This window comes from Sandarakinorhabdus sp. (genome assembly GCF_051860625.1).
Taxonomy (GTDB): domain Bacteria; phylum Pseudomonadota; class Alphaproteobacteria; order Sphingomonadales; family Sphingomonadaceae; genus Sandarakinorhabdus.
Window position 1 is genome coordinate 1 of record NZ_JBHYDQ010000003.1, and the last position, 21,581, is coordinate 21,581.

Consider the following 21,581-nt stretch of genomic DNA (forward strand, 5'->3'; position numbering starts at 1 on the left):
AGCTCGCCAGAAACTACCTCTCAGCCACGCACCTCGCCGCAAGCCTCACGTTCTGGTGCAATTGAGTCCGGAGCCTAATCCACCCGATAGTGAATCGGCTTGAAACGGCCATTGTTCGACTGCAACGCCGAACAGGCCGTCAATCCGATGATCAGGTCCATCTCGGCCTCCAGCACGATCCTGTCGCCGGCCTTGCTCAAGGGCGGCCGCACCGCCAGCGTGCCGCTAGTTCCATCCACCGTCACATGCATGAACAGGTTGAACGCCACCGGAATGCGATCCGGCGCGATGCCATAAGGTGCCAGCGCCGCCGCCAGATTGCCGAAGCAACCGCGGTGCGGATCGGTATCGCCATAGATGATGCGGAATGTGTCCTGCGAACAGGGCGTCAGCAGGAAATCATGGCGCCCGACCACATCCTCGACAATGCGCAGCATGATATTCGATCGGTTGGAATAGATCGGGTCCGGTACGGTCAGGAAAATCCGGCTGAGATAATCCAGCGTGCGCCCCGACGAGATCACTTCATCAGTATCGGCGCGCGCAAAGGCGAGCAGATCGGACACCTGCTCGCCGCACGGATCGATCACCGTCAGCCGCTGGCCGCGATCCAGGGTGAAGGCCGCGCCAGACCGCGGCGGGATTTCATGCAGCATCCTTGGTCTCCCCGGCTGATCGTTCGGCGCCGGCGCCGCGGCCGGCATAGGGGCAGGCCCAGTCGGCCCCGACCGCGCGACCGCTATATTGCCGGGCCTCCGATCCATCACCATGGCGCTGCAACATCGGATTTTCCGTGCCGGCCAGGGTGAGGTCGCGGTCGAGGATCGAGGCGCGCAACTTCTCGTACCGGTTCAGGTCACGCAATTGTTCGAACTGGTCATGCAGGTTGAACACCAATGTCGGCCGCACGAACCGCCGCGCCGGGCGGCTGGCGCCGGGATGCAGCCCCACCACGAAAAATGCCTCACCGCCAAAGCTCAGCGAGAAATGCGGGTCTTCCGGATCATCGCTGACCCGCGCATCGTGCGGATTTTCCAGCAGCAGCGCATCCTTGTCGGCCAGCGACTGGATACGCTCCCACATGCGCGCCTCGAATTCGGCCTCGCCGATCACTTCGGGCTGCTCGAAGATCACCACCAGCGTCTGGAACAATTCGCGGTCGGCACGATAATCCGCGGCCAATCGCGTCAGTTCGGGCAGCACCCGCAGATCATCCCAGGCCGATCCGAGATTGCCACAGACGATGGTGCGCATATTGTCCCGCGCCAGCGCCGCCTTGGCCCCGACACAGGGAAAATCGGGCGCACGCACGAAATCGCGAAATTGTTCGGCAAGCATGTGGAGCGTGGACATTGGGGCTGACATGGGGGGCTCCTGACGTGGAGCTTCAACGCGTTTCCGCGCGAACTGTTCCCCGTGGCCGGCTGTCGCGCACCCCAAACGAAAAAGGCCCGGCCCCCTTGCGGAAACCGGGCCTTCCCTCAATCAGAAACCCTCAACGATTGCCCTGGCGCTTCATGAAGCCCGGCACATCATCGTCCGTCCTGGCGGCCGGTTCCGGCGGCGGCGCCAGTGTGGCCGGCGGTTCCGGGGCGCGGCGGGTACGGGACACGCCCATCATCCGCTCGAACAGCGTCAACGGCCGCTCTTCGACAACGGGTTCGGGCACCGGCACCGGCGCCGGCGCCGGTGCGCGGGCCGGGCCAGCCGGGCCAGCGATCGGCACCTGCGGCGTGAAGCGGAAGCTGGCCGGCATGGCGGCTTCAGCGCGTTCGGCATCGGCGAGATCGATCGCGTCGTCCGCCTCCATGTCGCTCACAGCTTCGGCGTGCTGCCTGGCCAGTTCCAGCGCCTGTTGCGTTTCCGCATCGGCTTCGGCCTGCGCCACGACATGATCCGGCGGTGTCAGCGCCAGGCCCGATGCCGGTTCGGCAACCGGTTCGGACCCCGGCTTGCCGATCGGCTCCGGCGCAGCGGCCGTGCCGCCCAGCGGTGCCGGCGTGGAGAAGATACTGGGCTGCGACAGGAAGGCGCTGCCCGTCTGCTTCTTGGCCGGCGCCGTCACCGGCATCGGCTTGGCGGCGGCATCGATGCCGGTTGCCACCACCGAAACCCGCATCACGCCTTCCAGATCAGCATTGAACGCGCTGCCCACCATGATGTTGGCATCGCCATCCACCATGTCGCGAATGTAACTGGCGGCTTCGTCCACCTCCATCAGCTTCAGATCGTCGCCGCCGGTGATGTTGATGATCACGCCCTTGGCGCCGCGCATCGACACTTCATCGAGCAGCGGATTGGCAATGGCCTTCTGCGCGGCTTCGATGGCGCGGCCTTCGCCCGACGCTTCGCCGGTGCCCATCATCGCCTTGCCCATCTCCGACATAACGGTGCGGATATCGGCGAAATCCAGGTTGATCAGGCCGGGCATCATCATCAGATCGGTGATGCCGCGCACGCCCTGGTGCAGCACCTGGTCGGCCATCACGAAGGCTTCCTTGAAACCGGTGTTGGCGTTGGCGATCAGGAACAGATTCTGGTTCGGGATGATGATCAGCGTGTCGACATGTTTCTGCAGTTCGGCAATGCCGTCGTCAGCCGCCCTCATGCGGCGGCTGCCTTCAAAACTGAACGGCTTGGTCACCACGCCGACCGTCAATATGCCCTTTTCGCGCGCCGCCCGCGCCACCACCGGCGCGGCGCCGGTGCCGGTGCCGCCGCCCATGCCGGCGGCGATAAAGCACATGTGCGCGCCGTCCAGCGCGCTTTCGAGCTGATCGAGCGTTTCCTCGGCGGCCGCGCGGCCGATTTCCGGCCGCGCACCGGCGCCCAGGCCTTGCGTGATCTTCATGCCGAGCTGAATCCGGGTCGCCGCCGGGCTCAACGCCAGTTGTTGCGCATCAGTATTGGCGACGATGAACTCGACCCCGGTCAGTTCGGCAGCAATCATGTTGGCCACCGCATTGCAGCCGGCACCGCCCACACCGATCACGGCGATGCGGGGCTTCAGCTCGGCCAGTTCCACTCGGGCAAATTCCAGCATCTCGTGTCTCCTCTGGACGTAAATATACTAGATGATGTGTTAACAAGGGGGAAGTGTCATCACAGACTTCCCCACAATTTTTCGATGACGCCGGACAGGCCGCGGCGCGGTGCGGCCGGATCGCTGCTGACCGGCTGGTGCCAGACATCGGCATGCTCGCTGGCCGCAAACAACACCAGCCCGGCCAGCGTCGCAAATGCCGGACCTTCCTGCGCCTGCGGCAGGCCGATCAGCCCGCGCGGCCGACCGATGCGGACATTGCAGCCCAGATAGCTGCCGGCATAATCGGCAATGGAGCGCAGATCGGCTCCGCCGCCGGTCAACACGATCCGCCGCGCCTGCGGCCCGACAAAACCCAATGTCGCCAGCGCCTGGGCAATCTCGCCAAACAACAGATCGAGCCGGGTGCTGATTACCGCCACCAGGGCGGCGCGCGACACCTTGTTGGGCTCGGTGCCGCCATCTTCCACGGCGGGCGGGATGGTCACCGCCTCGGCCAAGTCACGGCTGGTGGCAACCGCCGCACCGTCAAAGGTCTTCAGCCGCTCCGCGCCGCTGCGGCGGGTGGCAAAGGCCGCCGCGATATCGTCGGTGATATCCACACTGCCCATCGGGATGGTCGCCACGCCCACCGCAATGCCGAACTTGTGCACGGCGATGCTGGTGATCCCGGCGCCGATCTCGATCAGCGCCACACCGATATCCCGCTCCTCGGCATCGAGCACGGCCAGGCTGGCCGCAATCGGGCTGGCAACCAGCGCCGACACCCCCAGATGCGCCTGCCCGACCGCGCGGCCATAGTTCAGGATCGCTGGCGTGTCGGCGGTCACAACATGGATATCCATGCCCAGCCGATCGGCATGCAGCCCCAGCGGGCTTTCGACGCCGATCAGGCCGTCCATGGTATAAAGCGCGGGCAGCGCATGCACCACGGTGCGGCCACGCGGATCGATGGCGGCGCGCCCGGCCTGGCGCAGCGTCACCATGTCGGTCGGCGTGATGTTGGCCCCTGCAATGTCGATCTCGGCGCTGGCCATCGTGCTGGCCATGCTGCCGGCTGCAAAGCCGCCGATTACGCTGTTGATCTGTACGCCGGCCGCGCGTTCGGCCTGGTCCATGGCGCCGCGGATCGCCATTTCCGCCTTGTCGAAATCGGTCACCGTACCGCGCTTCAGCCCGCTGCACGGTTTCTGGCCGCTGCCGATCACCCGCGGTTCGCCATCGCCGCCAACCATCGCGATCAGCGCCGAGACTTTCGACGTGCCGACATCAAGCACGGCGACGGCACGTTCCGGCTGGCTGCGGCTCAAGGGCGGCAGGGGGATGCGCGAGGGGATTTTGGGGGCCATATCGCTCCTTCAGATCTTGCTGGCTTGTGCAGCGGCGCGGCGCGCCTTTTCCGCGTCGGCCAGCGTCTTGGCCACAGCCGGCCCGGCGACCGTCATGCGGCCGGGCAGCCGCAGATCGAATCGCGTGAAGCCGCCGCCGATCAGTCGCTGCGGCCCCTGGCCATCCAGCTTGGCAAAGGCCGTCAGCGCGCCGCGCGCCACCGCCGGGCGATCGGGCAGCGCCAGCACTTCGCCGCTCTTGAAATGCAGATCCCAGCGCCGGCCGCCCACCAGGGTGGCGGCCATCACATCGCGCCCCAGCGGTGTCGCGGCCAGCAACTCCAACGCCTCATGAACCCGCGCATTGGCGTTCGGCCCGATCAGGATCGGCAGGTCGTTCCAGCGCTCCAGCCGCTCAGCAGTCAGCACCCGGCCCGACAGATCAATGGCCGCCAGATGCCGGTTCTTCTGCCACAGCGCCACTGGCCGCCGCTCGGTCACTTCGATCACCAGCGTGTCGGGCAGCCGCCGCTGCACGCTGGCATCGGCCACCCAGGGCAGCGCCCGCAACCGCGCCCGCACCGCATCCAGATCGGTGGCCAGCATCGCATTGGTCGGGCCGTTCAGCGCCGCGGCATAGATCGCCAGCCGATCCTGCTCGCGCGCGCCGGTCAGCTCGACATGGCGCACCTCCCAGCCATTGGCGGCCGTCCAGGTGACGAAACCCGCCCACAATTTCTGCGGCACCCGCACCGCGATCATCACCGCAATCGCGATGGCAAACACCACTGCCAGCGCGATCAGCACCTGCCGCTTGCCGAACACCGGCGCCATTGTCGCTGGCCGCACGGGCCGCGCCCGCGCCGATTTCGGCACCCGCGCACCGCGTTTCAGGGTGGCCGCCGTCATGCCCGGTCTCCCTCCGTTAACGCCAGATCGATCAGCGTCTGCACCAGTTGTTCGTAACTCATGCCGATGTGCCGCGCCTGTTCCGGCACCAGGCTGAGCGGCGTCATCCCCGGCTGCGTGTTGATTTCCAGCAGATACAGCCCATCCAGGCCCTGTTCCGGGTCCCAACGAAAATCGCTGCGGCTGGTTCCCTGGCAGCCCAGCAGCCGGTGCGCGCTGAGCGCATGCGCCAGGCACGCCGCCTCGATCGCCGCCGGCAATTCGGCTGGGCAGATGTGCACGGTCAGGCCATCGGTATATTTGGCATCATAATCATAGAAACCAGAAACAGGTTTCAACTCCGTCACCGCCAGCGCGCGGGTCCCGATCACCGCCACGGTCAATTCCTTGCCGGCAATGAACGGCTCGGCCAGCAGGGTGGGAAATTCTGCCCACGGCCCAGGCGTGTCGCGGCGAATGGGATTGCCGTGGTTGCTGCTGTCAGTGACGATGGCGACGCCCACCGACGATCCCTCGTTGACCGGTTTCAGCACATAGGGCCGCGGCAACGGATCGGCTTCGAACAGGCTCTCGCTGCTGACGATCACCCCCTTCGGCATCGGAATCCCGGCCGGCACCAGCACCAGCTTGGTCAATTCCTTGTCGATCGCGATGGCCGACGTGGTGACCCCCGAATGCGTATAGGGCAGCCCCAGCAGATCGAGCATCCCCTGCACCGTGCCATCCTCACCGGGCGTGCCATGCAGTGCGTTGAACACCACATCCGGCTTGGCCTGGCTCAGCACCGTCGCCACATCGCGGCCCATATCGATCTCGACCACATTATGGCCCAAATTGCGGCACGCCTCGGCAATGCCCCGCCCGGAGGTGAGCGACACTTCCCGCTCGGCCGACCAGCCGCCCATGAGCACGGCGACTTTCATGCGCCCCCCTCCCGTTGAGCTTCGCTCGCCTTCGGCTCAGGGGAGGGGCCGGGGGTGGGGAAAGACGAAGCCACCCGCCCAACCCGCTGAATCTCCCACGCCAACGCCACGCCGCTGTCCCGCAACACATGCGCCCGCACCAGTTCGCCCAGCGCCTCGATATCCGCAGCACTCGCGCGGTGGCTGTTGATCAGGAAATTGCAATGCTTGTCCGAAACCTCCGCGCCGCCCACCCGCAAGCCGCGGCACCCGGCCCGGTCCACCAATTCCCACGCCTTCTCGCCCGGCGGGTTCTTGAAGGTCGAGCCGCCCGTGCGCGTGCGCAGCGGCTGGCTGGCTTCGCGCGCGGCGGCAATCCGGTCCATCTCGGCCTGGATGGCCGCACGCTCACCGGGCGTCCCACGCAGCCGCGCCGCAATCACGATCTCGCCATCACCCAGATTGGAATGGCGATAGCTGTATTCCAGCGCCGCCCGGTCCCGCGTCTCCACCACGCCGGCCCGCGTCACCACCGTCGCGTCCACCAGCACATCGGCCACTTCACGCCCATACGCGCCGCCGTTCATCCGCACGAAGCCGCCGACTGTGCCCGGAATCCCGCGCAGGAACTCCAGGCCCGCCAGCCCGGCATCGCGCGCCGCACTGCTCACCGCGATGCCACTGGCGCCGCCGCCACACAGCAACGTGTCACCATCCGCCTCTACCCGCGCCAACGCCTTGCCCAGCCGCACCACCACGCCGGCCACGCCGCCATCGCGCACGATCAGATTGCTGCCCAGCCCCAGCGCCATCACCGGCGTGTCACCGGGCAGGGCGCGCAGGAAATCGCACAGATCGTCCACGTCCGCCGGCTCGAACAGCAGGTCCGCCGGCCCGCCGGCCTTGAACCACAGCAACGGGGCGAGCGGTGCATCGGCGGTTAGCCGGCCACGGGGCAGCACGCCGATCACCCGCCCCGCACCTTTGCCACCGCATCCGCCAACCCGGCCGCCCACTTGGTGATGTCGCCTGCGCCCAGGCAAATCACCTGATCACCCGGCTGCACCACCCCGGCCAGCACCACCGCCAATTCCTCGGCCCCGGCAACCACCGCCGCTGATGGATGCCCCGCCGCCACCAGCCCTGCCGCCAGCGCCGCTGCATCCACGCCGTCAATCGGCGCTTCCCCGGCCGCATAGACCGGCGCCACGAACACCATGTCGGCATCGTTGAACGCCGCGCAGAAATCCGCCATCAGGTCGCGCAGCCGCGTGAACCGATGCGGCTGCACCACCGCAATAACCCGGCTCCCGGCACTTTCGCGCGCTGCCGCCAGCACGGCGCGGATCTCCACCGGGTGGTGGCCATAATCATCGATGATCGCAGCGCCCGCCACTGCACCCACCTTGGTGAAGCGCCGCTTCACGCCGCCAAAGCGCGCAAGGCCCGCCCGCAAGCCATCATCATCCACGCCCAGTTCCAGCGCCACCGCAATCGCCGCCAGCGCATTCTGCACATTGTGGCGCCCCGGCATCGGCAGCAGCAGATCATCGATCCGGCGCTGGCCATCGCGGGTGCGCACCAGCACCGCAAAGCGATTGCCGCCCGGCACCGGCGTCACCTCCAGCCCGCGCACATCGGCGGTCGCGGCAAAGCCATAGGTGATGATCCGCCGGTCCGACACGCGCGGGATCAGCGCCTGCACCTCCGGATGATCGATGCACAGGATGGCCGCGCCATAGAAAGGCACGGCATGCACGAACGTTTCGAAGCCCTTGCGCACCGCCTCGAAATCACCCCAGTGATCAAGATGCTCCGGATCGATATTGGTCACGATCCCGAACGTGCCGGTCAGCCGCAGGAAGCTCCCGTCGCTTTCATCGGCCTCCACCACCATCCAGTCCGATGTGCCCAGCCGCGCATTGGATCCGATGGTGTTGATGATGCCGCCATTGATCACCGTCGGGTCCAGCCCGCCGGCATCCAGCAGCGTCGCCACCATCGACGTCGTCGTCGTCTTGCCATGTGTGCCGGCCACTGCGACGCAGCTTTTCATGCGCATCAGTTCGGCGAGCATCTCGGCACGGCGCACCACAGGGATACGCCGGGCGCGCGCCGCCACCACTTCGACATTGTCGGCCCGAATCGCGGTGGAAATCACCAGCACGGCGGCATTTTCGACATTCTCGGCGCTCTGGCCGATGAACACCTTGATGCCCTTCGTGCGCAGCCCCTCCACCACATAGGATTCGGCCGCATCGCTGCCCTGCACCGCAAAGCCCAGATTGGCCATCACCTCGGCAATGCCGGACATGCCGATGCCGCCGATGCCGACAAAATGGATCACGCCGATATCGGTGCGGAAACCGGGGCGCAGCCGGCTGGCGATGAGTTCTGGAACAAGCGGCGGCAGGGTCGGGGTCATGCGATCAATCCAGTGGCGATGACGAGGTTGGCCAGGCGTTTGGCGGCCTCCGGATGCCCGGCGGCGCGCGCGGCGGCGGCGGCGAGCCCGAGCCCCTGCCGGTCGGTGAGCCACAGCGTCAAGGCCTGCGCCAGCCGTTCTGCGGTGAATTCGCTTTGCCGGATCATCTGCGCCGCGCCGGCCGCGACCAGCGCGGCGGCATTGTCGGCCTGGTGATCGTCGGTGGCGATCGGCAGCGGCACCAAAATTGACGGCCGGCCCATCACCGCCAGCTCTGCCACCGTCGAGGCACCGCTGCGCGCAATCACGATATGGCTGCTGGCCATTTCGGCGGGCAGATCAGGGAAATAGGCCGCAATGACGGGCGCGATGCCGGCGGCGCGATAGGCGGCCAGCATTGCATCGCGATCAGACTCGCGGCCCTGGTGCGTCACATCGATTATCGCGCGCAGCTCCGCCGGCAGCAGGGCGATGGCAGCCGGTACGATGCTGTTCAGGATCGCCGCGCCCTGGCTGCCGCCCGTCACCAGCAATTTCAGCCGTGTCGTCTCTGCATCGAACGGCACCTCGCGTGCCGCCAAAACCCCCGGACGCACCGGATTGCCGACAAAATGCGCGCGGCGCTGCCAACTGCCCTCCATGCGGCGGATGCGCGGGAAGCTGGTGGCAATCGCCCGCACCCGCGGCGCCAGATAGCGGTTGGTGCGGCCCAGCACGGCATTTTGTTCATGGATCAGGCACGGCAGATACAGCGACAATCCCGCCAGCAGGCCGGGCAGGGCCGGATAGCCACCAAAGCCCACCACCGCGCGCGGCCGCATCGCCTTGAACAGCCGCCGCGCCGTATTGCGGCCCTTCCAGATACTCAGCGCGACCGATGGCAGCGATTTCCAGCCGCTCCGGCCTGTGGACGCCGCATCGACCTTGGTGATCTCGACGCCGGGAAACAGGCCCGGAAACCGCAAGCCGCGCTCGTCGGTCACCAGATGCACCTTGTGGCCGCGCGCCTGCAATTCCAGCGCCAGGCAATGCGCCGGCACCATATGCCCGCCAGTGCCGCCAGCGCACAGCACATAGGTGCCGCCGGGGCCCGGCGGCTGCTGCCGAGGTCGGCTGTCATAACGCTGTTCCGTCATGCCATGCGCAGCCCGCCGGCCACTGCCCACGGCCGGCCTTTCAGGAACGGATTGTTGCGCGTCAGCGCCAGCAGCAGCCCGGCGCCGATGCAGGTGGCAAGATACGACGATCCGCCATGGCTGATGAACGGCAGCGTCATGCCCTTCGATGGCAGCAGCGCCAGATTGACCATCATGTTGATCGCCGCCTGAAAGCCGAACTGGGTGGCAAGGCCGGCAGTGGCCAGGAACACGAACGGGTCATCCTCGTCCATCGCCACCAGCAGCGCCCGCACCACCAGGCCCATGAACAGCCCGGCCAGCATGAAACAGGCGATCAGGCCGAATTCCTCGCCGATCACGCTGAAGATATAATCGGTCTGCGCTTCGGGCAGGCGGAACTTCATGCGGCCTTCGCCCGGCCCGGTGCCCAGCCAGCCGCCGGCGCGGAAACAATCCAGCGCCTTGTCGATCTGGAACGTGTCGCCCACCCCGAAAATCCATTTGTCGATGCGGCTGGCGAAGTGATCGAGCGAGAAATAGGCCGCCACCAGACCGGCGGCGCCCAGCACCACCGCCGTGCCGACCAGCTGCAGCGACAGCCCGGCCAGCATCGCCTGCACCAGCCATACCGCCGCAATCAGCGCCGATTGGCCGACATCCGGCTGCGCGATCAGGCAGACCAGCGCCACACCCATTATGCCGGCACTGATCTGCAAGGTGGGCAGGCTGCGGTCCGACACCCGCAGCGACAGCAGCCAGGCGGTCGCAACGATGAAGCAGGGCTTGAAGAATTCCGATGGCTGGAACCGGAAGAACGGCAGTTCGATCCAGCGCGTCGCCCCATTCGATCCGCCACCGATGAACGGCACCAGCATCAGGCAGATCAGCATCACACCGGTGCCCAGCACCGCCAGCCGTTTCAGCAGACGCACATCCAGCATCGATGTCGCCACCATCAGCGGCAGGCCCAGCGCCACCCAGCCCAACTGACGATACAGGAAATGCAGATCATCCAGCCGATAATTGCCGCCCGACAATTTGCGCGCCGCAGCCGGCGATGCGGCCGCCACAGCGACGATGCCGATGGCAATCAGGGCAAAGATCAGGATCAGCAGCGTCTTGTCGATCGTCCAGAACCAGCGGCCAAAGCTGGAACGGTCGCCCCGCGAGAGGGCTGATGCGCTGCGCGGGCGGGCAGTCGCCGAAGTTGTCCGAGTCTGGGGGCGGGTGGCCATGGCTCTGCGCCTCACAACGGGTTGACCAACGCCCGGAACGCATCGCCCCGGTGCTCGAAATCGCGATATTGATCGAAACTGGCCGCCGCCGGGCTGAACAGCACGACATCGCCGGCTTGCGCAGTTTCCAGCACGGCAGCCACGGCAGCTTCCAACGTGCCGACCGTGGTGGCCGGCACGCGGCCGGCCAGTTCGGCAGCAAACAAGGGCGCCGCCTCGCCGATCAGCCAGGCATGGGCGACATTGCCCAGATTGGGCAGGATCGCCGACAGATCGGCCTTGCCGGTGCTGTCCAGCTTGGGGCGCCCGCCGGCAATCCAGTGGATGCGTGGGTACGCCCGCAGTGCCGGCGCCGAGCTGTCCGGATTGGTCGCCTTGCTGTCGTTCACCCACAGCAGGCCGCGCCGTTCGCCGACCGGCTCCATGCGATGCGCCAGCGCGTGGTAGCTGGCGAGGCCAGCAGCAATCACCGCATCGGCGATACCCAGTGCGCGTGCGGCGGCCACCGCAGCCCGGGCATTCAGCATGTTGTGCGGGCCTTGCAGGCCGGGCCAGTCACAAGGCTCGCCGGGCAGCGCCACATCCTCGATGATGATCGGCAGGGCTGCGGCGCTCATCTGCCACTGCGCCTGCGCGTCGCGGCCGACGATTGCGGTGCCACGGCCCTCCTGCATCGCAAACAACCGCGCCTTGGCCCCGGCATAGGCCGCCATCGTGCCATGGCGTTCCAGATGATCGGGCGTCAGATTGGTGCAGATCGCCACATCGCACGCCAGGCTGTGGGTGATCTCCAACTGGTAGGAGGAAAGTTCCAGCACCCACACCCCGCCCGCCGGCAACGGGTCCTGCGCCAGAATCGGCAAGCCGATATTGCCGGCCATCGCCGCCGGCAATCCGGCCGTGATGCACAGATGATGGATCAGCGCCGTCGTCGTCGATTTGCCGTTGGTGCCGGTGATGCCCACCAGCTTGCACGGCGGCATGGCGGGCAGGGCGCGGGCAAACAACTCGATATCGCCGATCACCGGCACGCCATGATGGTGCGCGGCGGCAAAGATCGGCGCGCTGTGCGGCACACCCGGCGACACGACAATGCCGGCGTAACCCGACAGATCGATGCTGTTCAGATCGGCGATGTCGGCCGCCACATCGGCGCGGGCGGCTTCCTTATCATCCCAGGCCGTCACCTGTGCGCCCGATGCGCTGAGCGCCGCCACGGTGGCCCGCCCGGAACGGGCCAGGCCCAGCACGCCCCAGCGTTTGCCGGCAAAGGCAGGCGAAACGATCACCGCAGCTTCAACGTCGAAAGGCCGATCAGCGCCAGCAGGATGGCGATGATCCAGAACCGGATGACGACGGTCGATTCCTGCCAGCCCTTTTTCTCATAATGATGGTGCAGCGGCGCCATGCGGAACACGCGGCGGCCCGTCGTCTTGAAACTGACCACCTGGATGATCACCGACAGCGTTTCCAGCACAAACAGCCCGCCGATCACCAGCAACACGATTTCATGATTGGTCACCACCGCCACCGTGCCGAGCGCGCCGCCCAGCGCCAGGCTGCCGGTATCGCCCATGAACACCATCGCCGGCGGCGCGTTGAACCACAGGAACCCCAGGCACGCCCCGATCAGCGCCGCACAGAATACCGCCAGCTCGCCCGATCCCGGCACATGATGGATGCCAAGATAATCCGAAAACCGAAAATTCCCAACCAGATAGGCGATGATGGCAAAGGCCGCCGCCGCAATCACCACCGGCATCGTCGCCAGCCCGTCCAGCCCGTCGGTCAGGTTCACGGCATTGCCGAACCCGGTGATGATGAACGCGGCAAAGGCGATGTAGAACAGGCCGAGATACAGCCCGAAATCCTTCAGGAACGGCAGATACAGCGTGAAACCGGTGCGGCTGGCGATGAACGACACCGCCAGCCCGGCAATCAGAAATTCCAGCCCCAGCCGCACCTTGCCCGATACGCCCTTGTGGCTCTGCTTGGTCACCTTGTCATAATCGTCCATGAAACCAATGGCGCCAAAGCCCAGCGTCACCAGCAGCGCCGACCAGACGAAGCCATTTTCCATGTCCATCCACAACAGGCTGGAGATGGTCAGCGCGATCAGGATCAGCAGCCCGCCCATGGTCGGCGTGCCGCGCTTGGTCAGCAGGTGCCATTCCGGCCCATCCTCGCGGATCGGCTGGCCCTTGCCCTGCTTGGCCCGCAGCATGGTGATGAAGCGCGGCCCCAGCAGCAGCGCGATCGCCAGCGACGTCACCAGCGCCGCAATGGTGCGAAACGTGATGTACCGGAACAGGTTGAAGATGCCATCATAGCCGGCGAGATCGGCGATCAGCTTGATCATGCGGGCACCTCCTCGGCCAGCGCGGTGATCACCCGGCCCAGCCCGACACTGTTCGATCCCTTGACCAACAGCACATCATCAGCCGCCAGCACGCCCTGCAGCTCGGCCAGCGCCGCATCGGCATTGGCGACATGGCGCACATCGATCTGGCGACCCAGCGCCTTGGCCAGCGGCTGCATTTCCGGCCCGACCAGCACCGCCACCGCCACGCCGGCCGCAATCAGATGCGGGGCAATGCCGGCATGAAATTCCGCCGACAATTCGCCAAGTTCCTTCATCGCACCCAGCAACGCCAGCCGGCGTCCGTTGCGTGCCGGCGCAATCGCACCCAGCACCGCCAGGCTGGCCGCCATGCTGGCCGGATTGGCGTTGTACGCCTCGTCGATGATCACCGCCTGGCCAGCACCGGCGGCAACCCGCAGCCGCCGCCCCCGCCCCGGCAAATCGCTGAATTCCGCCAGCGCCAGCCCGGCCAGCGCGAGATCGCCGCCGGCTGCCTGCACCGCCGCCAGCACCGCCAGCGCATTGTTGACCCAATGTTTTCCAGCCAGCCCAACGCGGAACGTCAACCGCTCATCGCCGATGCGCGCCGTCACGCAACTGCAATCGGGGTGCAGCTTCACCTGCTCCGCCCACACATCCGCGCCTTCGTTCAGGCCAAAGCGAATGATGCGGGCACCGGCGTCCCGCGCGGCTGCCAGAAGGATCTCGGCATGGATATTGTCGTGCGGGATGATCGCGGTGCCGCCGGCCGGCAAGCCGCTGAAAATCTCGGCCTTGGCCCGGGCGATATCGGCCTCGCTGTCGAAAAATTCCCGGTGCGCGCTGGCCACCCAGGTCACCATGGCGATGTGCGGCTGCACCAGCCCGGTCAGCGCGGTCAGCTCGCCGGCATGGTTCATGCCCATCTCGAACACGCCAAAGCGGCTCGCTGCCGGCATGCGCGCCAGCGACAGCGGCACGCCGGTATGGTTGTTGTAGCTTTTTACACTGGCATGCACCGCATCGGGCGCAAACCGGCCCAGCGCGCTTTTCAGCGCCTCCTTCACGCCGGTCTTGCCGACACTGCCGGTCACCCCGATGCGCATCGCGCTGCTGCGGGTGCGCGCTGCCACACCCAAGGCATTCAACGCCGCCATCGTGTCCGCCACCAACACATGCGGCACAGCAACCGGCTCGCTCACCACCAATCCCGCAGCGCCGCGCGCCAGCGCACCGTCGATGAAGCGATGGCCATCCGTCGCCTCGCCCCGCAACGCGATGAACAGATCGCCGGCCACCACTTCGCGGCTGTCGAACGTCACCCCGTCCACGGCAAAATCGCCATGCGCGGCCCCGCCAACTGCCGCCGCGATCTCCTGGCTGGTCCACAGGCTCATGCGGCGCACTCCCGCGCCACGGTCACATCGTCGAACGGCAGCACCCGGTCGCCCACGATCTGGCCCTGTTCATGCCCCTTGCCGGCAATCAGCACGACATCGCCGGCCGCCGCCTCGGCAATCGCCACCGCAATCGCTTCGCGCCGCCCCGGCACCTCGCGCGCGTCCGGCGCCCCCGCCAGCACTGCCGCCCGGATCGCCGCCGGGTCCTCGCTGCGCGGATTGTCGTCGGTGATGATCACCAGATCGGCTTGGTCCACAGCGGCCCCACCCATCAACGGCCGCTTGCCAATATCGCGATCGCCGCCGGCACCAACCACGATGATCAATCTGCCCGACACATGCGGGCGCAGCGCCGCGCACGCCGCCACGATGGCATCGGGCGTATGGGCATAATCGACATACACCGCGGCGCCTGCCCGCGTGATCACCGCGCGTTCCAGCCGGCCGCGCACGCCTGAAACCCGCGCCAGATGCGCCAACGTCCTGGCTTCGTCGCCGCCACAGGCAATCACCAGCCCGGCCGCGACCAGCGCATTGGCCGCCTGATAGGCGCCGATCAACGGCAAGGCGATGCGATGCGTGCCACCGGCCGCTTCCACCACCAGGTCCTGGCCCAGGGTCGTCGGCGTGCGCTGCACCAAGCGCAGCGCCGATCCGGCTTCGCCCACCGTGAACAGCCGCAAGCCGCGCGCCTGCGCCACGGCCATCATCTGCGCCGACCACTCGCCATCGTCGGCCCAGATCACCGCCGTGCCGTCACCATCCACCACGTCGCTGAACAGGCGCGCCTTGGCCGCGAAATAGGCGTCCATGGTGCCGTGATAATCCAGATGATCGCGGCTCAGGTTGGTGAACGCCGCCGCCGCCACCGGCAGCCCCTCGATGCGATGCTGATCCAGCCCATGGCTCGATGCCTCGAACGCGGCGTGGCTGATGCCCTCGCGCGCCAGCCCGGCCATGGTTGCCAAGAACGTCACCACATCCGGCGTCGTCAGCCCGCCGGTGCTGTCGCGCGGCGCGATGCGATCCTGGCCGGTGGTGACGCCCAATGTGCCGATGCTGGCGGCGCGCTGGCCGGCCAGATGCCACAATTGCCGCGTCAATTCCGCCGTGCTGGTCTTGCCGTTGGTGCCGGTGATCGCCACCGTCGTCGCTGGAAAGGGCGCGAAAAACTTCGCCGCCAGCCGGGCGAACGCCGCGCGCGGATTGGCGTCGGCCACATGCAGCGCGCCCACCACCGCCGCCTGCGGGCGCGCCACCACGGCAACGGCGCCCGCGGCAACTGCTGCGGCCACGTAATCCTCGCCATTCACCCGTGCGCCGGCAAAGGCGCCGAACACCGTGCCCGGCGCCACCTTGCGATGGTCCAGCGCAAAGCCGGTGACCGCCGCTGCGCCGCCACCGGGCACCAGATCGCCAAGGCGGATATCGGCCACCCTTACTCCTTCACCTCGGCCTTGGCCGGCAGCATCCCCGAAAGATCGAGATCGCGGCTGGCATCGGGCGCCACGCCCAGCGCCGGCGCGATGCGTTCGATGATGCGCTTCACCGCGGGTGCCGCCACCATGCCGGCCGTGCGAAACCCGAAGGTGGATTTGCTGCCGCGCGGATCATCGATCATCATCACCACGACATAGCGCGGCGCATCCATCGGGAAGGCCGCTGCGAAATTCACCACATTCTGCCCGCGCACATAGCGGCCATTCTCGATCTTCTCGGCGGTGCCGGTCTTGCCGCCCACGCGATAACCCGGCGCGTCGGCCTTGCGGCCGGTGCCATTGGTCACCACCAGCCGCAGCAGCCGGCGGATTTCGGCGCTGGTGCTTTCGGAAAACACGCGGCGGCCGGGCGGTACCGTGCCGGGGTCGCGGCGCAGCAGGGTGGGCGCGCGATAGATGCCGCCGTTCACCAGCGTGGCATAGCCAGCGGCGAGGTGCAGCGGTGTCACCGTCAGACCGTGGCCATAGCTGATGGTCATCAGCGCGCTCTGCCCCCAGTTGGACCAGGGCGGAAACTGCGGCCGGGCCTTTTCCTTCACCTCGATGTCCACCGGTTTCAGAAAGCCCAGCCTGTCCAGATATTCGCGCTGATGATCGCGGCCCATCTCAACCGCGATGCGGGCCGTGCCGATGTTGCTGGAATAGATGAAGATTTCCGGCACGGTCAGCCAACGGTTCTTGGCGTGATCGTCGCGGATGCGGAAACCGGCCACTTGCAGCGGCTGGGTGGCGTCATAGCGCGTCTGCAGATTGGTCAGCGTGCCGCTCTCCAGCGCCGACGCGATGGTGAAGGCCTTGAAGGTCGAACCCAGTTCATACCCCCCCAGCGTCACCCGGTTGAAACGTGATCCGTCGTCATTGTCGGTGGTATATCTTGTGCCATCGGCGCGCTGGCCGGGCACGTTCGGATTGAAATCCGGCAGCGACACCATCGCCAGCACTTCACCGCTGGTCACATCCAGCACCACGCCGGCCGCGCCCTTGGCATTCTGATCCGTCACCAGCGCCGCCAGTTCATTCTGCATGGCCTGCTGCACGCGCACATCCAGCGACAACATCAGCGGCGCCGCCCGCGTGGCCGGATCAGCCAGCCGCGCATCAAAGGCGCGCTCCACGCCGATCAGGCCGCGACCGGCGTCGTTGGTATAGCCCAGCACCTGCGCGGCCAGATTGTAATTGGGATAAAGCCGCTGCGCCTCGCGGTCCACTTCGATGGCCGGATCACCCAGATCGTTGATGCGTTGCGCCTGGCTGGGCAGCACGCGGTGCGCCAGATAGCGCAGCGGGCGCCGGCTGGTCAGCACGTCCAGGATATCGTCGCGGCTCTTTTCGGACAGGATCTCGGCAAGCTTGGTCGCCAGCACCTCGGGATCGGACGTCAGCCGCGCCGGCATCACGGTGATGGCATAGGCTTCGAAGGTGCGCGCCAGCTCGATGCCGTTGCGATCGACAATGTCACCGCGCGGCGGTGCCGCGCTGATCGGCGTCGCTGCGCCACTGGGCTGGCCCTGCAACACGGCCAGATCGACGAGGCGCCCCAGCACGAGCAGTGCCAGCACCGGGAACAACATGATCAGGAAGGCCAGCCGCTGCCGCGCCTGCGCGCGCGCCGTAACCCGTTCGCCGGCCACAGTCGCCGGGGCGGCCGGCGCAGGCGCAGCAAGTTTGGGATCAAGGCCGGGGATGCTGGCCATCAGAACGCATCCGCTTGCGGTTCCGGCGGCGCCGGGGCGATGAACGGGATCAGTTCGGGCGTGTCCGGCAGCGCGATGACCGGCGGGGCCGGCGCCCTTGGCGCGGGGAAACTGGCGTTGACCACGCGGGCGCCTGCGGTGGACGGCGCCCGCGGCGCGGCTGGTGCGGGCACGGCGCCGGGCACGGCATCAGGCGGCGTGACCGCATATTGCACCGACGGGCCGGCGGCTGGCGCTGCGTCCGGCCGGGCGGCAAAGCTGGCCAGTTGCAGCGGCGATTGCAGGATCTGCGCGCCCTGCGGGGCCGACAACTGGAACACGGCATCGTTCCAGCGTTGCAGTTCCGGCATGCCGGCGCGGGTGCGCAATTCGGCCTGCAGCTCGCGGATGCGCACCTGGTTTTCAACCAGCGCGATGTTCAGCTTGGTGACGGCGCGGCGTTCGGCGGCGGCCTTGGTGGTGACGATCTGGGCGCCGGCAACCACGGCGGTGGTCACCGCAATCCAGGCGATGGCGGAAAGATATTGCCTCATGCCGCTGCTCCTGCCGAAATGACCGTACCCCACGCCGGGGCGTCGCTGCGCACCGCGCTGCGCAGGGTGGCGCTGCGCGCCCGCGGGTTGCGGGCGATTTCCGCCGCCGACGCGCGCACCGCCTTGGCCGGCCGCGCAAAGCTGGGCACGGCCTGCGCCTGGGCCATCGGCTGATGCCGTGATCCGGCCGACGCGCCGCCCGACCGGTCGCGCAGGAAATTCTTCACCCGCCGGTCTTCGGCGCTGTGGAACGACACCACCGCCAGCCGCCCGCCGGGCTTCAGCAGGCGTTCGGCCGCCACCAGCCCGGCATCCAATTGGCCGAGTTCGTCGTTCACATGGATGCGCAGCGCCTGGAAACTGCGGGTGGCAGGGTCCTTGCCCGGTTCGCCCCGGCCAATGACGCGGCGGATCAGCCCGGCCAGTTCACTGGTGCGGGCAAACGGGCGATCGGCCACGATGGCCCGCGCGATGCGGCGCGATGCGCGCTCGTCACCAAGCTGGAACAGCACATCGGCGATATCGGCTTCGTCGGCGGTGTTGATGAAATCGGCCGCACTCATGCCGGCCTGGCTCATCCGCATATCCAATGGCCCGTCGGCCTGAAAGGAAAAGCCGCGCTCCGCCTGGTCGATCTGCATCGACGACACGCCGATATCAAACGCGATGGCATCCACCGCGCTGACGCCATGATCGGCAAGGCCCGCCATCAGTTCGGCGAACGGCCGCTGAATCAGGGTCACATCATCGGCGCCGGCCAGATCGGCGTTCAGCGCGATGGCATCGGGATCGCGATCGAAGCCATAGGCATGGGCCAGGCCCGCGGCGCGCGCGGCCCGCAGATAGCCGCCGGCGCCCAGCGTGGCGTCCACATAGACGTCGCCGGGCTGCAGGCTGAGGGCCTCTAGCACTTCGGCCAGCAGCACCGGAACATGCGGGGCGGGCGGCGCGTTCATGCGGCAGGCCGCTCCAGCGGCAGGCCGCGGGCTTCCAGTTCGCCTTCCACCATGAAACGCTGGCCATCGACCAGCAGCGGATGCGCCATGAACGTCCACGGGTCCCACAGTTCGAAATATTCATAGCCGCCGACGAACAGCACATGGCTGGCGATGCCGCCGGCCCGCCGCAGCCCGGCCGGCAGCACGACACGCCCGGCATCATCGATGCCCAGCGTCTGCGTGGACCCGAACAGGAAGGCGCGCTCGGCATGGGCTTCCGGGCTGATCGAGGCGCCGTGGCGGGCATCGAAATCGCTCTTCAGCTTGGCGGAATGCGTCTCGTCATAGGCGACCAGGCAGCGGCGTCCGGCATGGCCCGGCCCCAGCACGAGCTGACGGGTGGCGGTGCGCGCGGTGATGACATCACGAAAGACAGCCGGGATCGACAGGCGGTTCTTCACGTCCACCGCGTTCACAAAATAGCCCGTGTAGGACGTGTTGCTCACCCAAATCCCCTGTCGGGGAAAGGCTGCCTGCCGCCGCTGCCGCCGCCACTGTGGCGTTCATTCGGCAAATATTGGCCACAAGCCACCCAATCCCACTGTGGATAAGCGGTCTATCATGGGATTGCATGGGTCTCAATGGAATCTGATGGGCTGAAATGGTCTCAGCTGGGGATATCAATGGTCAAATCTGGTCTATTGCGCGGTTGTTCCTGTTGTGTTCCACTCCAGATCGGCCTGTGGATAAGTATGTGAACCAATTCGTCTTGGCGATTGGGCGGATTCAGCCCGTTGCAGCCCGCCATGACCTGATCACTAACCTTCGATTCGACCCGATTCGACGCCAGGACGGCGACCGGCCGAATCGCCGGATGGATCATGGTTCGGGCGGGCGCGTGGCCGGGCCAGGTGCCACGCCCAGCACGGCCAGTGGCTCGCCGGCGCCGGGCTGGTCGGCCCGCGTCGGCGGGCCCAGCCGGGCGGCGGCCAGCATCACGATCAGGAAGATTGCCGCCAGCCCGGTCAGGCCCCAGCGCAGCCGTTCGCCGCTGCGTTCCGGCCGCCGCAGCCGTGCCAGGGCGCTGGCGGCGCGACCGGCCGCGCCGCCATTGCTCGCGGTGCGGCCGGGCTCACTCAGGTCTGGAAGCTGCATTTCCATCGATACATACTGTACGCGGTCGCCTCAGACCGCCGCAAGCCCCTTGGCAGCCAGCCATTCATTATTGTAAATGGTTGATAAATAACGCAGGCCGCTGTCGCACAAGATGGTCGCGATGATATGTCCCGGCCCCAGATGCCGCGCCAGCCGCACTGCGCCGGCAACATTGATGCCTGATGAAAGGCCCAGGCAGATGCCTTCCTCGTCGTTCAGCCGCCGCACCCAGGCCAGGCCCTCATGGTCGGGAACGCGAAACTGGGCATCGACCTGCAGCCCATCCAGATTGCCGGTGATGCGTGACTGGCCGATGCCTTCCGACACGCTGGACCCTTCGGCCTTCAGCTCGCCATGCGCGAACCAGTTGTACAGCGCCGCCCCTTCGGGATCGGTCAGCGCGATGCAGATGTCGGGATTTTCGGCGCGCAGCCCCAACGCAACACCGGCCAGCGTGCCGCCGGTGCCCACCGCGCAGGTAAAGCCGTCGATGCGCCCTTGCGTCTGTTGCCAGATCTCGGTCGCCGTCGTGCGGATATGCACCAGGCGGTTGGCGACATTGTCGAACTGGTTGGCCCAGATCGCGCCCGGCGTTTCCTCGGCGATGCGCCGGGATGTGTGCACATAATGGCCGGGGTTGGCATAGGGGGCGGCCGGCACCAGCACCAGCTCGGCACCCAGCGCCCGCAGCGTGTCCATCTTCTCGCGGCTCTGGGTTTCCGGCATCACGATGATGGTGCGGTATCCGCGCGCCCGGCCCACCAATGTCAGGCCGATGCCGGTGTTGCCGGCGGTGCCTTCCACGATGATGCCGCCCGGCAGCAACGCCCCGCGCGCCACGGCATCATCGATGATGCCCAACGCGGCGCGATCTTTCACGCTGCCACCGGGATTGAGAAATTCGGCCTTGCCCAGGATGGTGCAGCCGGTGTCGCGGCTGGGTCCAGCCAGGGTAAGCAACGGCGTGTTGCCGATCAGGCGGGTGATGTCGGCGGCGATCGTCATGCGTCGCCTTTACCCCCCGGCTGCGCTTGCAGCAAGGAAGCTGTGTTGCGGTGCAG

Annotated in this window: 20 protein-coding genes; all 20 read right to left on the reverse strand. The window is 67.0% G+C overall.

Annotation, left to right across the window (positions count from 1 at the left end; genetic code table 11):
- Positions 1–74 precede the first annotated feature (74 nt).
- Positions 75–656 (reverse strand): DUF1989 domain-containing protein, encoded by a 582-nt coding sequence (locus tag ACTIEZ_RS04025; RefSeq protein WP_439545372.1) that lies wholly within the window; start codon positions 654–656, stop codon positions 75–77.
- Positions 646–1,353, reverse strand: coding sequence for a guanitoxin biosynthesis heme-dependent pre-guanitoxin N-hydroxylase GntA (gene gntA, locus ACTIEZ_RS04030; protein ID WP_439545373.1), 708 nt, complete (start codon positions 1,351–1,353; stop codon positions 646–648). Before gntA ends, ACTIEZ_RS04025 begins: the two co-directional genes overlap by 11 nt.
- A gap of 142 nt (positions 1,354–1,495) precedes the next feature.
- Positions 1,496–3,043, reverse strand: a complete 1,548-nt coding sequence (gene ftsZ, locus ACTIEZ_RS04035) for a cell division protein FtsZ (protein ID WP_439545374.1) — start codon at positions 3,041–3,043, stop codon at positions 1,496–1,498.
- Between the two features lie 59 nt (positions 3,044–3,102).
- On the reverse strand, positions 3,103–4,392 hold the full coding sequence (gene ftsA, locus ACTIEZ_RS04040) for a cell division protein FtsA (RefSeq protein WP_439545375.1): 1,290 nt from the start codon (positions 4,390–4,392) through the stop codon (positions 3,103–3,105).
- 9 nt (positions 4,393–4,401) lie between these two features.
- The gene (locus ACTIEZ_RS04045; RefSeq protein ID WP_439545376.1) at positions 4,402–5,280 is read right to left on the reverse strand and encodes a cell division protein FtsQ/DivIB; all 879 of its coding nucleotides are present in this window, start codon (positions 5,278–5,280) and stop codon (positions 4,402–4,404) included.
- A complete protein-coding gene (locus ACTIEZ_RS04050) occupies positions 5,277–6,203 on the reverse strand; it encodes a D-alanine--D-alanine ligase (protein ID WP_439545377.1) in 927 nt (308 codons plus the stop codon). The genes ACTIEZ_RS04045 and ACTIEZ_RS04050 overlap by 4 nt, the downstream gene beginning before the upstream one ends.
- Positions 6,200–7,153, reverse strand: coding sequence for a UDP-N-acetylmuramate dehydrogenase (gene murB / locus ACTIEZ_RS04055; protein WP_439545378.1), 954 nt, complete (start codon positions 7,151–7,153; stop codon positions 6,200–6,202). The genes ACTIEZ_RS04050 and murB overlap by 4 nt, the downstream gene beginning before the upstream one ends.
- A complete protein-coding gene (gene murC, locus ACTIEZ_RS04060; RefSeq protein WP_439545379.1) occupies positions 7,150–8,607 on the reverse strand; it encodes a UDP-N-acetylmuramate--L-alanine ligase in 1,458 nt (485 codons plus the stop codon). Before murC ends, murB begins: the two co-directional genes overlap by 4 nt.
- Entirely contained in the window at positions 8,604–9,743 is a 1,140-nt protein-coding gene (murG, locus tag ACTIEZ_RS04065; protein WP_439545380.1) for an undecaprenyldiphospho-muramoylpentapeptide beta-N-acetylglucosaminyltransferase, read from the reverse strand. Before murG ends, murC begins: the two co-directional genes overlap by 4 nt.
- Positions 9,740–10,960, reverse strand: a complete 1,221-nt coding sequence (locus ACTIEZ_RS04070; protein ID WP_439545381.1) for an FtsW/RodA/SpoVE family cell cycle protein — start codon at positions 10,958–10,960, stop codon at positions 9,740–9,742. The genes murG and ACTIEZ_RS04070 overlap by 4 nt, the downstream gene beginning before the upstream one ends.
- An 11-nt stretch (positions 10,961–10,971) precedes the next feature.
- The gene (murD, locus tag ACTIEZ_RS04075; protein WP_439545382.1) at positions 10,972–12,249 is read right to left on the reverse strand and encodes a UDP-N-acetylmuramoyl-L-alanine--D-glutamate ligase; all 1,278 of its coding nucleotides are present in this window, start codon (positions 12,247–12,249) and stop codon (positions 10,972–10,974) included.
- Positions 12,246–13,319, reverse strand: a complete 1,074-nt coding sequence (mraY, locus tag ACTIEZ_RS04080; RefSeq protein WP_439545383.1) for a phospho-N-acetylmuramoyl-pentapeptide-transferase — start codon at positions 13,317–13,319, stop codon at positions 12,246–12,248. The genes murD and mraY overlap by 4 nt, the downstream gene beginning before the upstream one ends.
- Positions 13,316–14,698 carry a UDP-N-acetylmuramoyl-tripeptide--D-alanyl-D-alanine ligase gene (locus ACTIEZ_RS04085; RefSeq protein WP_439545384.1) on the reverse strand — a complete coding sequence of 461 codons (1,383 nt, stop codon included), beginning with the start codon at positions 14,696–14,698 and terminating at the stop codon, positions 13,316–13,318. Before ACTIEZ_RS04085 ends, mraY begins: the two co-directional genes overlap by 4 nt.
- A complete protein-coding gene (locus tag ACTIEZ_RS04090; RefSeq protein WP_439545588.1) occupies positions 14,695–16,128 on the reverse strand; it encodes a UDP-N-acetylmuramoyl-L-alanyl-D-glutamate--2,6-diaminopimelate ligase in 1,434 nt (477 codons plus the stop codon). Before ACTIEZ_RS04090 ends, ACTIEZ_RS04085 begins: the two co-directional genes overlap by 4 nt.
- 11 nt (positions 16,129–16,139) lie before the next feature.
- Positions 16,140–17,894, reverse strand: a complete 1,755-nt coding sequence (locus ACTIEZ_RS04095; RefSeq protein ID WP_439545385.1) for a peptidoglycan D,D-transpeptidase FtsI family protein — start codon at positions 17,892–17,894, stop codon at positions 16,140–16,142.
- Complete coding sequence (locus ACTIEZ_RS04100; protein ID WP_439545386.1) at positions 17,894–18,427, reverse strand: hypothetical protein; 534 nt, start codon at positions 18,425–18,427, stop codon at positions 17,894–17,896. Before ACTIEZ_RS04100 ends, ACTIEZ_RS04095 begins: the two co-directional genes overlap by 1 nt.
- Entirely contained in the window at positions 18,424–19,383 is a 960-nt protein-coding gene (rsmH, locus tag ACTIEZ_RS04105) for a 16S rRNA (cytosine(1402)-N(4))-methyltransferase RsmH (protein ID WP_439545387.1), read from the reverse strand. Before rsmH ends, ACTIEZ_RS04100 begins: the two co-directional genes overlap by 4 nt.
- On the reverse strand, positions 19,380–19,871 hold the full coding sequence (locus ACTIEZ_RS04110; protein WP_439545388.1) for a division/cell wall cluster transcriptional repressor MraZ: 492 nt from the start codon (positions 19,869–19,871) through the stop codon (positions 19,380–19,382). Before ACTIEZ_RS04110 ends, rsmH begins: the two co-directional genes overlap by 4 nt.
- 373 nt (positions 19,872–20,244) lie before the next feature.
- On the reverse strand, positions 20,245–20,526 hold the full coding sequence (locus ACTIEZ_RS04115; protein ID WP_439545389.1) for a hypothetical protein: 282 nt from the start codon (positions 20,524–20,526) through the stop codon (positions 20,245–20,247).
- Positions 20,527–20,550: 24 nt separating this feature from the next.
- On the reverse strand, positions 20,551–21,525 hold the full coding sequence (locus ACTIEZ_RS04120; RefSeq protein WP_439545390.1) for a cysteine synthase A: 975 nt from the start codon (positions 21,523–21,525) through the stop codon (positions 20,551–20,553).
- Between the last annotated feature and the right edge of the window lie 56 nt (positions 21,526–21,581).

What these genes read in the sequence shown, in the direction of transcription:
- ACTIEZ_RS04070 (WP_439545381.1), bottom strand. Translation starts at nt 10,960, where the DNA reads ATGGCCACCCGCCCCCAGACTCGGACAACTTCGGCGACTGCCCGCCCG.
- rsmH (WP_439545387.1), bottom strand. Translation starts at nt 19,383, where the DNA reads ATGAACGCGCCGCCCGCCCCGCATGTTCCGGTGCTGCTGGCCGAAGTG.
- ACTIEZ_RS04100 (WP_439545386.1), bottom strand. Translation starts at nt 18,427, where the DNA reads ATGAGGCAATATCTTTCCGCCATCGCCTGGATTGCGGTGACCACCGCC.
- ftsZ (WP_439545374.1), bottom strand. Translation starts at nt 3,043, where the DNA reads ATGCTGGAATTTGCCCGAGTGGAACTGGCCGAGCTGAAGCCCCGCATC.
- murG (WP_439545380.1), bottom strand. Translation starts at nt 9,743, where the DNA reads ATGACGGAACAGCGTTATGACAGCCGACCTCGGCAGCAGCCGCCGGGC.
- ACTIEZ_RS04045 (WP_439545376.1), bottom strand. Translation starts at nt 5,280, where the DNA reads ATGACGGCGGCCACCCTGAAACGCGGTGCGCGGGTGCCGAAATCGGCG.
- ACTIEZ_RS04050 (WP_439545377.1), bottom strand. Translation starts at nt 6,203, where the DNA reads ATGAAAGTCGCCGTGCTCATGGGCGGCTGGTCGGCCGAGCGGGAAGTG.
- ACTIEZ_RS04115 (WP_439545389.1), bottom strand. Translation starts at nt 20,526, where the DNA reads ATGGAAATGCAGCTTCCAGACCTGAGTGAGCCCGGCCGCACCGCGAGC.
- mraY (WP_439545383.1), bottom strand. Translation starts at nt 13,319, where the DNA reads ATGATCAAGCTGATCGCCGATCTCGCCGGCTATGATGGCATCTTCAAC.
- ACTIEZ_RS04095 (WP_439545385.1), bottom strand. Translation starts at nt 17,894, where the DNA reads ATGGCCAGCATCCCCGGCCTTGATCCCAAACTTGCTGCGCCTGCGCCG.
- murC (WP_439545379.1), bottom strand. Translation starts at nt 8,607, where the DNA reads ATGACCCCGACCCTGCCGCCGCTTGTTCCAGAACTCATCGCCAGCCGG.
- gntA (WP_439545373.1), bottom strand. Translation starts at nt 1,353, where the DNA reads ATGTCCACGCTCCACATGCTTGCCGAACAATTTCGCGATTTCGTGCGT.
- ACTIEZ_RS04085 (WP_439545384.1), bottom strand. Translation starts at nt 14,698, where the DNA reads ATGAGCCTGTGGACCAGCCAGGAGATCGCGGCGGCAGTTGGCGGGGCC.
- ftsA (WP_439545375.1), bottom strand. Translation starts at nt 4,392, where the DNA reads ATGGCCCCCAAAATCCCCTCGCGCATCCCCCTGCCGCCCTTGAGCCGC.
- ACTIEZ_RS04025 (WP_439545372.1), bottom strand. Translation starts at nt 656, where the DNA reads ATGCTGCATGAAATCCCGCCGCGGTCTGGCGCGGCCTTCACCCTGGAT.
- ACTIEZ_RS04120 (WP_439545390.1), bottom strand. Translation starts at nt 21,525, where the DNA reads ATGACGATCGCCGCCGACATCACCCGCCTGATCGGCAACACGCCGTTG.